The following is an 11,895-nucleotide window of genomic DNA, read 5'->3' on the forward strand; positions in this document are numbered from 1 at the left end:
CACGCCGGGCCAGAAATCGGACTATCTGGGGTTCGATCTGGTCATGGCCGACAACCTGCCTGAGCCGAGCGTTCTGTTGGCTGACAGGGGTTATGATGCTGACAGCATTCGCAAAAAGATGGATAGGCGGGATGTGCTGACCCAAATCCCGATGCGAAAATCACGCAAGATGCGCGTCGGTGTCGATCATTCGCTGTATTCCCTGCGCAACCTCGTCGAGCGGTGCTTCAACAAGCTCAAGAATGCGCGCCGCATCGCCACACGCTACGACAAGACCGCTGAGAGCTTCCTTGGCTTCATAGACATCACGTCCATCCGCCTTTGGGTGCGCCTTTTGTCAACATGACCTAAAGGCCCATACCGGATGCTTCCCCCAGCCGGTTAGCCTGTATTGACACAAGGGCGTCTCCGCGCGATTCCGGCATGACGCGAGCTGTCCGAAGTGTTAGGCAAGTGGTCGAGCGTTTATCGCCAGTTCCGACGCTGGACACTGGCGGGGCTAAGGGATGAGATAGTGTCAGCACTGCACCAAAGTGGGGCCTTGCCGGCCGCTCTTCAAATGATCGAAAGCACTTTGATCCGCGCCCATCATCAGGCCGCAGGCGCAAAAGGGGGCGCCGAAACAGAGACTTGGCCATTCAAGAGGTGCCGCGCTCGCCCGGTGGGTTGATCCGTGTCAGCCGCGCGCCAGGACCTGATCCATATAGGTCATCATCTGCCCGACCTCCTCCTGCAGGTCGCTGATGAAGGCGCGGCTGACCATCGAAGGGGTGGCATAGCCGGGTGTCAGGATCGAAACCCCGGCTGATACCCTTGGCCGGAAACGGCGGATCACCAACTGGTCTGCCTCCGGAGTCTGCAAGATGTGGCTGTAGGCGGTGATCATGTCGCAGATCATCCAGCAGGCTCCCGCGGCTACGAAGGTCAACCCCGGCAGAAACGTGCGCAGTTCGAACCGCTTGTTGAAGCGCACGCCCGCCTCGCGGAATACGGTCTCGGTGCGCAGGGCAGTGCCGTGATGGTCGAACAGCGCCGCCATCGGGCGGCCGTCCAGATCCGCTGGTGTGATCACCTCGGCGCTGCGCAAGGGATCATCCGCAGGCAGGATGCAGACGCATTCCAGCTCATAGTCCACCTGGTTGATCGAGGCCCTTGGCGCAGGCGTTTCGGCAAAGCCCATGTCGAACTGCTGCGAGGCGATCAGATCCTCGATTACGTCCGACGACCGCATGATGAGCGACACCTGCAGATCGTCCTTGCCAACTAGAAAACGGGTCAGCAGGCGCGGCAGGAACACGCTGGAGGCTGCCGGATGACAGGCAATCTTCAGTTTGCCGGACTGGAGCGCGCTGACCCGTTCTAGCGTGCGTTCGGTGCGCTCGACCCGGCTCAGGATATCCTCGCATTCTTCCAGAAAGAAATAGGCCTCCGGCGTCGGTGTCAGCTTGCCATGGGTGCGCACAAACAGCGCAAACCCCAACTGGTCTTCCAGCGTCTGCACCATGGTGGAGACCGCCGGCTGGGTGCGCCCGACGGTGCGCGCCGCTTGGCTGATGGAACCGGAGCGCATGACCTCGCGAAACGTCGTCAACTGGCGCAGAGAGAGGGGCATTTGGCATAAACTCAATTGATGGACCTAAAGATATTATCAAATTGATTTTATGCACGCTGTCCAGTGTGATGTCCCGAAACCGCACAGACGGCGCAGCAACCGGGGGACACATGGACACATTTGCCAAATATCTGCTGACCGCATTGATCTGCCTCGTGGCACTGGGGCAATTCGTGCAGGTCATCACCCGCTATGTGCTGCAGGTGCCGGTGATGGGGCTGGAGGAAACCATGCTCTATCCGACCCTGTGGCTCTATATCCTCGGCTCGGTGAACGCCTCGCGCGAGAACACCCATATCCGCGCCAACGTGCTCGAGATCTTTGTCACCTCGCAGCGCGGCCACACCATTCTCGCCATTATCGGCGAGGTGATCAGCCTCATCGTAGGTCTGTGGCTGCTGTCCTGGGCCTGGGAGTACACCCGCTACGCCTGGCGCGTATGGCGTGAGAGCCCAACCCTCTACATCCCGACCTTCTATTCCGACGTGGCCCTGCTGGCCGGTCTTGCGCTGATGATGGTCTACACCGCCTGGCACCTCTGGGGCCACATTCGCAGCCTCAAGTCCGGAGACACAGCATGATCGAGATCGCGCTACTGGCCATTGCCCTTTTGGTGATCACGCTGACCCTGGGGGTGCCGCTGCCCTATTGTTTCGGCGCGGCGCTGATGGTGATGTATCTGATCGGCGACGTCACCATGAAGGGCATGATGCTCTGGGGATTCCAGCAGATGGGCAATCCGGTGCTGCTCGCGATCCCGCTCTTCGTGCTGGCCGGAACGATCATGTCCGAAAGCGGCATTGCCGCCTCGCTGCTGCGTTTCGTCAATGCGTTCATCGGCCATGTGCGCGGTGGCCTCGGTGTGGTGGCGGCGGTGTCCTGCGCCGTCATCGGGGCAATCTCCGGCTCCGGCCTTACCGGGATTGCGGCGATCGGCCCACTGCTGATCCCGGAGATGGAGAAGCGTGGCTACCCGCGGGCCTATGCCACCGCCCTGATTGCCAATTCCTCCATTCTCGGTCTGCTCATCCCGCCCTCGGTCACGATGATCGTCTACGGTTGGGTCACCGACACGTCGATCCTGGCCTGCTTCCTCGCCACGCTTGGTCCCGGCCTGCTGATCATGACCGCCTTCTCGATCATCAACCTGGTGATGTCGCGCAACTTCGATCTGGTGCTGGATGACAAGCCGAGCTTTACCGAACTCTCCGGCGAGGTCGCCCGGCGCGGGTTTCACGCCTTCCCGGCGCTGTTGATGCCGGTGATCATCCTTGGTGGCATCTACGGCGGCATCATGACCCCGACAGAGGCCGCCGCCGTGGCCGTGATCTATGCGGTGCCGGTGGGGTTCCTGATCTACAAGGGCCTGCGCTGGGACAATTTCTTCTCTGCCGGCAAGGAAGCCGCCACTGCCGTGGGCGCGATCATGATGATGATCCTGTTCTCGATGATCCTGAGCCAGATGTTTGTCTACGAAAGCATCCCGCAACAGCTGGTGCAGGGCATCTTTGCGATCACCGAAAACAAGGTACTGCTGCTGATCCTCATCAACATCCTGCTGTTCCTGGTGGGCATGGTGGTGAATGACGTGACCGCCATCATCCTGATCGCACCGCTGCTGTTGCCGCTGATGCAGGCGATCGGCATCAGCCCGGTGCAGTTCGCCGCCATCATGGGCGTCAACACCGCCATGGGCGGGGTTACGCCGCCCTATGCCTCGATCCTCTATCTCGGGGCACGCATCGGCAAGGTGAAGGTCACAAAGGTGATCCCCCCGGCGATGAAGCTGATCCTGTTCGGTTATGTTCCAGTGGTCTTCCTGACCTCGCTCTGGCCCGATCTGTCGCTCTTTCTGCCGCGCCTGTTCGGCTACGACATCACCCCCTGATCCCTCAAATCGCACGCAACCCGACATTCAGAAATCAACACGGAGGACACCCTATGAAACATGCATTCCTGACCACTGCCGCGGCAGCGCTGATGGCGATCGGCACCCACACGAGCGCCGAAACCCTCAAGATGAGCCATGTGCGCCCGCAGGACACCACCATCGACACCGAACTGCGCGCCTTCGCCGCCGCTGTTTCCGACGCCACCGGCGGTGACCTGAGCGTAAAGCTGTTCCCGGCCTCCGCCCTGGGGGACTACACCACTGTGCAGGAGCGCATCAGCGTCGGTGCCATCGACATGGCGACGCAACCGGCTGCTACCGCTGCCGACCGCCGTATGCAGATCTCTTCCTTCCCCTATCTTGCGGGCAACTGGGAACAGGCACGCGCGATCTATGGCCCCGGTGGGGCCGTGCGTGAGGTAATGGCGGAGCTTTACGCCGAGCAGGAGATTACCATGCTCGCCGCCTATCCGGTCTATTTCGGCGGTATTTCCCTCAACGTTGAAAACCCCGCCGCCGGCTCAGTCGATCCAAACGGCATCAAGGTGCGCGTGCCGGGCATCAAAAGCTTTCAGCTGACCGGCGAGGCGCTTGGCTACATCCCCGCGCCGATCCCCTTCTCCGAGGCCTTCACCGCGGTGCAGACCGGGGTTGTGGACGGGGTCATCGGCTCCGGCGCCGAAGGCTATTACGCCTCCTTCCGGGATGTGACCAAGACCTACATCCCCGCTAATACCCATTTCGAGGTCTGGTACATGATCATCTCAAACGAGAGCCTCGCCAGCCTGTCGGATGAAGATCAGTCCGCGTTGGTCGAGCAGGCTCAGGCCTTTGAGGCGACCCGATGGGATGTGGCCGAGGCCGACCAGCAGCGCAGCGAACAGCGCCTCGTGGACGAGCTGGGTGCCACCGTGATCAGCCTCAGCGACGCGGAGCTGGCGGCAATGGCGGCCAAGGTGCGTAGCGATGTCTGGCCGGCAGTGCTGGAGGATGTGGGCGCCGACTGGGGCCGCGCGATCCTCGACAAGGTGGCCGCGGCCGCCGAGTGATCTGCGCTGCCCGCTCCTGACCCGCAGGGGACAGGAGACGCAGAGCCACAGTTCGGGCGGGGAGAGAGCGTCCCCGCCCGGCCTCCCCCTCTTACCCCAAGACCTGGAAAACGAGCATGGACAGCGATTACGCGATCATCGGCGGCGGCATAGTCGGCCTTGCGGTGGCCTGGGGCCTGTTGCGGCGCGGGCTGACGGTCACGGTGCTGGACGGCGATGACGGTTCATTTCGGGCCAGTCGCGGCAATTTTGGTCTGGTCTGGGTTCAGTCAAAGGGGATGAAACAACCCCGCTACGCCCGCTGGTCGCAGAGTTCGGCGCGGCTTTGGGCCGAGTTTGCCGCCGAGCTGGAACAGAACACCGGCAACGCGGTGCCGCTTGAGCAGAACGGCGGGTATGACCTGCATTTTTCCGAAGACACGCTGCAGGCGACTGTGGAGAAATACGAAATCCTGAAGGCGGAGCTGGATGGCGACTACCCCTATGATGTGCTTGGCCACAACGCCCTGCGCAAGGAAGAGCCGCATATCGGACCCAAGGTGGTCGGCGCGATCCTGCATCACCAGGACGGCCACGCCAATCCGCTGAAGCTGCTGCTGGCGCTCGCTCGCGACGTGCGGCGCCGAGGCGGGCGGGTCCTGACCGGCAAGACCGTGACCGAGGTGACCCAGCCGGATGGCTTTGAACTTGCCTGCGCCGATGGCACGCGGGTCCGCGCTGCCAAGGTCGTGCTGGCTGCGGGGCTTGGGGCCGCGCGCCTTGGGCCGCAGATGGGGTTCAAGGCACCGATCCGCCCGCAACGCGGGCAGGTGCTGATCACCGAGAAGCTGCCAAAGCTGATCAACCGCCCCTCCCTGATTGCCCGGCAGGTCGATGAGGGCGGCATCCAGATTGGCGCCACCAACGAGGAGGTCGGCCACGACGATGGCGTCACCCAGTCCGGCCTCTCCGGCCTTGCAGCCGAGGCGATCGCTGCATACCCGGCGCTGGCGCGGGCACAGTTGGTGCGCAGCTGGGGCGCGCTGCGGGTGCTGTCACCCGACGGGCTGCCGATCTACCAGCGCAGCGCCGAAATGCCCGGCGCCAGCCTTGTCACCTGCCACAGTGGCATCACCCTTGCTGCCGCCCATGCGATGCTCCTGCCGGACTGGCTGGAGGGCACCGCGGCGGCTCCCGACCTGGAGGTGTTCAGTGAATCCCGTTTTGCCGTTTCTTGAGATCGAGGCCAGCAGCGCCCCTCGGGTGGAGGTTCGCTTTGATGGCGCCCCCTTGCTGTTGCCGCTGGGGGCAAACCTGGCCGCTGCACTGCTGGCCGCCGGAATTGAGCGCTTTCGTGACACGCCCGTGTCTGGCGCCCCGCGTGCGCCCTTTTGCATGATGGGCGCCTGTTTCGACTGTCTGGTGGAGATCGACGGCGTGCAGCGACAGGCCTGTATGATCGAGGTTGCCGAAGGACTTCAGATTACCCGAGCCGGTAGCCCGGAGGTCCGTCATGTCGCATCGTGATCTTGTCGTCATCGGGGCCGGTCCCGCCGGCATGGCCGCCGCCACCGAGGCCGCCAACGCGGGCCTCAGCGTGACATTGCTGGATGAGCAGCCCCGCGCCGGGGGGCAGATCTACCGCGATGTGGATCATGTGCCGGATCACCGGGCCGCGCTGCTTGGGCCCGACTATACAGCCGGTCGCTTCCTCACTGTCGCGCTTCGGCGCAGCCCGGTCGAACATGTAACCGGAGCAGTGGTCTGGTCGATCGAGCCGGGATTTTGCCTGTCCTACTCGCGGGACGGGCGCGGTGCGCAGCTGACTGCCGACCGGGTGCTTCTGGCCACCGGCGCGCTGGAACGACCCATGCCGCTGCCGGGCTGGACCCTGCCCGGAGTGATGACGGCCGGGGCGGGGCAGATCCTGTTGAAGCAATCCGGCGTGCTGGCCCGTTCCGCGGTGCTGGTAGGGGCGGGGCCACTGTTGTACCTGATCGCGGTTCAAATGCTGCGCGCCGGCCAGCCGCCCCTCGCGCTTGTCGAGACACAGACCGGCCGCAACCGCCGTGCCGCCCTGCGCCATCTGGGCGGCGCCCTGCGCGGCTGGCCCTACATGGCCAAGGGGCTGCGGATGCTGGCGGAGCTGAAACGCGGAGGCGTGCCACGCTACACCGGCGCTCAGGACATCCGGATCGAAGGCGACACCCGCGCCGAGGTGCTGTGTTTCAGCCATCGTGGCCGGACCCGGCGTCTGGCGTGCGAGACCGTATTCCTGCATCACGGAGTGGTACCAAATACGCAGGCTGCGCGCGCACTTGGCGTCGCCCATCACTGGAGTACGCAGCAGCAATGTTTCGTCCCGACGCTGGATTGTTGGGGGCGCAGCGATGTGCCCGGAGTCTTTGTCGCCGGGGACGGCGCGGGCATCGGCGGGGCCAAGGCCGCCGCTCTGTCGGGCCGTCTTGCCGCGCTGGCCATCGCCTGCGACGCGGCGCGCCTTACGCCGGATGAGCGGGACCGGCGAGCCAGACCGCTCAGATCCGCGCGCGCCCGCGAACAGGCCCCGCGCCCCTTTCTGGATACCGCCTATCCGCCCTGCGCGCAGGCGCTGTCGCCAAGGGATGAGACGTTGGTCTGCCGGTGCGAAGAGGTGACCGCCGGTACGGTCCGCGACCATGCGCGCGCCGGATGCCTTGGCCCCAATCAGACCAAGGCCTTTGGTCGCGTCGGCATGGGGCCCTGCCAAGGGCGCTATTGCGGATTGACAGTCACCGCCCTTCTGGCCGAGGCAACTGGGCAGACGCCGGACCAGACCGGCTACTATCGCATTCGCCCGCCACTGAAGCCCGTGACCCTGGGTGAGTTGGCATCACTGAAGACCCCACCCGCCACCGGGAAAAACTGAGGACAGACCAATGATCGAACGTATCGAAACCGGCCAGCGCATGAGTAAGATCGTCAAGCACAATGGTGTTGCCTATCTCTGCGGACAGGTGGGCGATGGTGCTACCGTCGCGGAACAGACTCGCGAGTGCCTGTCGCGGGTCGAGGCACTGCTGGAGACCGCGGGCTCCTCACCCGAACAGATCTTGCAGGCTATCATCTGGGTCGCCGACATGGCGGATTTTGCGGAGATGAACGCAGTCTGGGATGCTTGGGTGCCCGAGGGCCACGCCCCCGCCCGCGCCTGCGGCGAAGCAAAACTGGCCCGTCCGGAGCTGAAGGTGGAGATCATCGTCACCGCCGCCTGTTGAGTTCCGGTTGAACTCGTTGCGACCGCCGGATGTCACCGGCGGGCCTCCGCCATCGCCCGTGCCACCCCGTTGCCAGACCGGCGCGCTCCGCTACGGTAGTCCCTAGCCCTCGCCACCGGAGACCTTCGTCATGCCCCGTTCAGCCCTGTGTCCGACCCTCGCATTGATTGCGATGATTGCCTTGCCCCTCGCGCCCGTAGCGGCGGAGGGTGCCGGGCACGGGCCGGACTGGCTGGAGGTCACGGATATCACCACCCGGCTGCACATTCGCACTGCGCCTTCGGCCACGGCATCCCATCTGGGCGCGGTTGAAAATGGCACCGTGCTGCGCAACCTCGGCTGCCGCAGCGATTGGTGTCAGGTGGAACTTCCCGACGGCAGCGCGGGCTGGGCCGCCGCGCGGTACCTGCGCGAGGGCATGGGCCCGGATGCGATCCCCGCCCCAGAGCCGAACTATGACGCCACCGGCCGACTTCCCTGCTCTTTGCGCTACGGCCAGCCCACGTTCCAGTGCGATTTCGGCGTCACGCGGATGGGCGGAGGCGACGCCGACATCACGATTTTCTGGCCCGGAGGCAGCGGGCGGCAACTGGCGTTCCGCGAAGGTATCCCAGCGGTTGGCGGGATCGAGGTTGAACGTCGTGGAGACCTCACCGTGATCGAGCTGGATGAGGAGCGCTATGAGATTCCCGATGCCGTCGTGTTCGGAGGCTGATGGTCATGACCCGAGTTGCGTTTCGCGTCGTTGATGAGCTTTGTTGATGGCGTAACCTACCCACCGTTTCAGCTGCAACTTAATGTGGGTCAAAGTGTTACAAGCTGGCAGCTCTCAAAAGAGGCTTTACAGCTATGACTGTCGGCAGCCGAATGCGGCCAAACTATTCCGTTGGCCGCAATTCAAAATTTCTGAGACGCTCTGGTACCACATGAATTTATTTAGCGTACAAGAGTTTCAGGCTGGCCCGACTAAGTCTGGGTCGTGCAATGCCTGTCGACCATTCGCTGAACCATAGGCGCAAAATGCCAAAAATCTGGTGTTACCATATCCGGTCGCTTTCCTGCGTCATCTAGATAGCGGACGGCAATGATCTGCTCCAAATTCTCATTCTGCTCGAATACAGCGACTTCTTTGGCATCCATCGGGCCGCCCTGAAGGTTGAGCGAATGAACGGAGGCATCTGACAGGCGGCGGAAATACTCAGGCCGTGTCGTACAAAGGTATCGTTTGGCGGCGACATGATAGCGTACGCAATCTGTAATCACGCTGGGGAAAAATCGCTCCAGTACCTCTGCGCCCGCGTCTTCGTGGTGGCGGTCTTCGGTGTCATCCATGGTGAATGTCCCGAATTCACTGGTGAAATGCCCAATGTCATGCAGCAGCGCACCGACGATGATCTCCTCGGGCTGGTCGTTCTGTTCGGCAATCGTTGCCCCCTGCAACATGTGCTGCCCCATGTTCACCGGTTCGCCCAGATACTCTTCATCCCCGCGCCGATCAAAAATGGACCCGATGAATTCCACGATGGTGTCACGGCTCAGGTTGTTGATGTCCGGCTTCATTCTGCGGCCTCCAGATCGGGTTTGCGGCACAGTGCGTCATAGGTGGACCTCAGCCCGTCCTTGTCTGCGTAACACCCCTGCAGCCAGCGCGTACCCTCGCCGGAATAGCCCTTGCGGGCATGGAGAACCCGGGTGTTGTCGACAATGAATGCCTCACCGGGGTTCAGGCGGAAGGTGACTTCCATCGCGGTGTCGTCGATGATTTCGCCAAGGCGGCGATATGCTGCGTAGTAGGTGTCCATCTTCTCAAAGGGGACATCTGTTACGGCAGCAAGGGACCGGTTGTTGAACCGCACTCCGATCATCTCTCCATCGGGGGCAAGTTCGATCATTGGACGGCGTGATGTCAGGCAAACGCCTGCTTCACCGGCATACTCGAAACGGGCGCAGTGATCTGCCAGCACGTTGAAATATGCCTCGTTTTCATCCCGCAGGCGCTGTGCGGCGGCAAAGCCATCCACCACCATGTTCTCTCCGCCCGCAGCCGAGCTTTCGAGACAATAAAGCACCTGCACCGTGGGAACTGGATCACGGTAGGGGTTGTCTGTATGCGCTTGCAACCCAAGCCCGGTAAAGGCGAGGTTGGTTGGATTGACTTCAGTGCGAACCTCAAAGTGCCGTCCGTAATTGGTTTCCCGCACAAATCCGAACAAAGCGACCAAATCGAACAGGGCGCCGTCTTTCGCCGGGCCATTCACCACTTTGCCAAACCCAAACCTGCTCACTAGGCCCAGCCAGTCGCGCAGCGCGGCATCGTTCTGAGACAACTGTTCAAAATCCCCAGTGGGAACATTCCCCATCAAGCCTGAATCCCATGTTTCAGTTGTGGGGGGCGTCCATCCGCGCTCATGACTTTGTTCGACGTCATAGGCATGGGCATCGAGCCAGCCAAGGTCGTAAGCGACCTCTTTGTTTTCGGGGGTAAACGTGACCATTAGGGTCTGGCCCTGCAGGTCGGCAGAGCGAATGGTGGTATCCGCGGGAATGTCCCGCAGCGAAATCAGACGCTGGCCATTGGCGGCGGCGCGCGTCTCAGCGTCACTTGCGTTATCGCGCAGCCAGATCGCATGAAAACGTTTTTCAGACTGGCCAGAGGTGAGTGTTAGGTGAGTGCCCGCTGAGGCGACAGTGACTGACATTATGGGGCTGTCCTTGTGATGGCGTATTTATGGCGACACCATCGCGTCTGCATGGCATAAGATCAAATTAACAATAATAGCCCTGAGGCGGCGATCTCCTAATGTCAGTTAGCCCTTTCAAAACACCCCCGCTGGAGTGGATACGTGCATTCGAAGCGGCTGCCCGCTGCGGCAGCTTTACGGCGGCGGCGGCTGAAACCGGATTAACCCAATCCGCCATCAGTCAGCGAATTGGTCAGCTTGAAAAGCAACTTGGCACCAGCCTGTTCTTCAGGCGCGCACGCGCCATCGAACTGACGGTGGATGGCGAGGCCTGGTTACCCCATGTGCGATTGGCGCTCACAACTCTGCGCGATAGTTCAGAAGCATTGTTTGGCTCGGGGCGCGGGCAGATGGCCATCTCGGCGAGCCAATCGATCATTGAGCTGTGGCTTCTGCCACGTCTTGAGAGGTTGGGCCGTATTGCTGAGGGGCAATTGAGCATCCAAACCATGGTGCTGGGGGCTCATGAAGCGGATGTCGACGATGTCATCCGCATTAGGTACGGCGCGGGCGACTGGCCGCATGATCACAAGTTGAAATTGTTCTCGGAGAAGATAGCCCCGCTCGCCTCGCCTGAATTGGCGGGGCGCGAGGGCCATTGGACGGACTGGCCCCGTATCGCCTGTTCTGGGTCACGCCCAGGCTGGAACAGCTGGGCCACGCGCTTTGGTATTGCAACAACTCCGGTGCCGCATCTGCGGTTCGACACATTCCTGTCTGCCCTTGGTGCCGCACGAGCCGGTATGGGAGTTATTCTTGCATCATTGCCACTTTGTGAAAGGGACATTCGGGAGGGGCGGCTCGTCCGGCTAAGCGACGAAACGATGGATCATCACGAAAGCTATTGGGCAATCGCAGGGTCGGATGCAATCGCCCGGTCCCAATGGAGTGAGCTTGTCAAAGTGCTTGCCTGAAATTCAGCTTCATCTGCATACCGAAGCTGGAGGGTTCGAACGGTTAAGCAACCAGCTGCACGCAAAAATGCCGTTCACTCATCGGATGACCTGATTTGATGAGGCGCAGACTTTATCTTGGTATGAGACGAAACGTTCGGAGTACGACATGTGACCCCGCGACAGGCTGCGATGGCCGCGCAATTTCTGGGATGCTCGGATGCGCGGATCACAGCATCAGTCTATGCTGGATACAGCCCGGAACACTTGCAGGCAGCAGCAGACGCTTTGAAGTTTGACTAGCCTTAGGTTCGACGAACCTCAGAGCATTGTGTGAAAAACAACAAAGGCGCCCGAAGGCGCCTTGTTTTATTGGTCGGAGCGAGAGGATTCGAACCTCCGGCCCCTGCCTCCCGAAGACAGTGCTCTACCAGGCTGAGCTACGCTCCGACCGTGGCGCGTGGATTATACTT

Annotated in this window: 13 protein-coding genes and 1 tRNA gene; 10 read left to right on the forward strand and 4 right to left on the reverse strand. The window is 61.9% G+C overall.

The window, feature by feature from the left end:
• Positions 1–346 (forward strand): transposase (locus tag R0J92_RS06895; protein ID WP_411051161.1); only part of this gene is annotated, 346 nt, incomplete at its 5' end.
• Between the two features lie 330 nt (positions 347–676).
• Here the strand turns inward: R0J92_RS06895 and R0J92_RS06900 are convergent.
• Positions 677–1,612 carry a LysR family transcriptional regulator gene (locus R0J92_RS06900; RefSeq protein WP_411051162.1) on the reverse strand — a complete coding sequence of 312 codons (936 nt, stop codon included), beginning with the start codon at positions 1,610–1,612 and terminating at the stop codon, positions 677–679.
• A gap of 110 nt (positions 1,613–1,722) precedes the next feature.
• Here R0J92_RS06900 and R0J92_RS06905 point away from each other — a divergent pair, with 110 nt between their 5' ends.
• From R0J92_RS06905 to R0J92_RS06940, 8 genes are all read left to right on the forward strand, one after another.
• The gene (locus tag R0J92_RS06905; RefSeq protein ID WP_317384543.1) at positions 1,723–2,193 is read left to right on the forward strand and encodes a TRAP transporter small permease; all 471 of its coding nucleotides are present in this window, start codon (positions 1,723–1,725) and stop codon (positions 2,191–2,193) included.
• Positions 2,190–3,500, forward strand: coding sequence for a TRAP transporter large permease (locus tag R0J92_RS06910; RefSeq protein ID WP_106161300.1), 1,311 nt, complete (start codon positions 2,190–2,192; stop codon positions 3,498–3,500). The genes R0J92_RS06905 and R0J92_RS06910 overlap by 4 nt, the downstream gene beginning before the upstream one ends.
• 53 nt (positions 3,501–3,553) lie before the next feature.
• Entirely contained in the window at positions 3,554–4,552 is a 999-nt protein-coding gene (gene dctP, locus R0J92_RS06915) for a TRAP transporter substrate-binding protein DctP (RefSeq protein ID WP_411051163.1), read from the forward strand.
• Positions 4,553–4,668: 116 nt separating this feature from the next.
• Positions 4,669–5,769 (forward strand): NAD(P)/FAD-dependent oxidoreductase, encoded by a 1,101-nt coding sequence (locus R0J92_RS06920; protein WP_411051164.1) that lies wholly within the window; start codon positions 4,669–4,671, stop codon positions 5,767–5,769.
• Positions 5,744–6,058: a (2Fe-2S)-binding protein gene (locus R0J92_RS06925; RefSeq protein ID WP_411051165.1), complete on the forward strand. Its 315-nt coding sequence runs from the start codon at positions 5,744–5,746 to the stop codon at positions 6,056–6,058. Before R0J92_RS06920 ends, R0J92_RS06925 begins: the two co-directional genes overlap by 26 nt.
• A complete protein-coding gene (locus tag R0J92_RS06930) occupies positions 6,045–7,439 on the forward strand; it encodes an NAD(P)/FAD-dependent oxidoreductase (RefSeq protein ID WP_411051166.1) in 1,395 nt (464 codons plus the stop codon). The genes R0J92_RS06925 and R0J92_RS06930 overlap by 14 nt, the downstream gene beginning before the upstream one ends.
• Before the next feature lie 10 nt (positions 7,440–7,449).
• Positions 7,450–7,788 (forward strand): RidA family protein, encoded by a 339-nt coding sequence (locus R0J92_RS06935; protein WP_317384538.1) that lies wholly within the window; start codon positions 7,450–7,452, stop codon positions 7,786–7,788.
• Between the two features lie 130 nt (positions 7,789–7,918).
• A complete protein-coding gene (locus R0J92_RS06940) occupies positions 7,919–8,503 on the forward strand; it encodes an SH3 domain-containing protein (protein WP_411051167.1) in 585 nt (194 codons plus the stop codon).
• Positions 8,504–8,754: 251 nt separating this feature from the next.
• Here R0J92_RS06940 and R0J92_RS06945 read toward each other — a convergent pair whose 3' ends face one another.
• Complete coding sequence (locus tag R0J92_RS06945) at positions 8,755–9,348, reverse strand: HD domain-containing protein (protein ID WP_411051168.1); 594 nt, start codon at positions 9,346–9,348, stop codon at positions 8,755–8,757.
• A complete protein-coding gene (locus tag R0J92_RS06950) occupies positions 9,345–10,490 on the reverse strand; it encodes a TauD/TfdA family dioxygenase (protein WP_411051409.1) in 1,146 nt (381 codons plus the stop codon). Before R0J92_RS06950 ends, R0J92_RS06945 begins: the two co-directional genes overlap by 4 nt.
• Positions 10,491–10,588: 98 nt before the next feature.
• On the opposite strand from R0J92_RS06950, the gene R0J92_RS06955 reads away from it, so the two are divergent.
• The gene (locus R0J92_RS06955) at positions 10,589–11,443 is read left to right on the forward strand and encodes a LysR family transcriptional regulator (RefSeq protein WP_411051169.1); all 855 of its coding nucleotides are present in this window, start codon (positions 10,589–10,591) and stop codon (positions 11,441–11,443) included.
• 352 nt (positions 11,444–11,795) lie between these two features.
• Here R0J92_RS06955 and R0J92_RS06960 read toward each other — a convergent pair.
• Positions 11,796–11,872: transfer RNA gene (locus tag R0J92_RS06960), tRNA-Pro, on the reverse strand.
• Between the last annotated feature and the right edge of the window lie 23 nt (positions 11,873–11,895).

Origin of the sequence: Tritonibacter sp. SIMBA_163 (assembly GCF_046535935.1) — a bacterium.
GTDB lineage: Bacteria > Pseudomonadota > Alphaproteobacteria > Rhodobacterales > Rhodobacteraceae > Epibacterium > Epibacterium scottomollicae.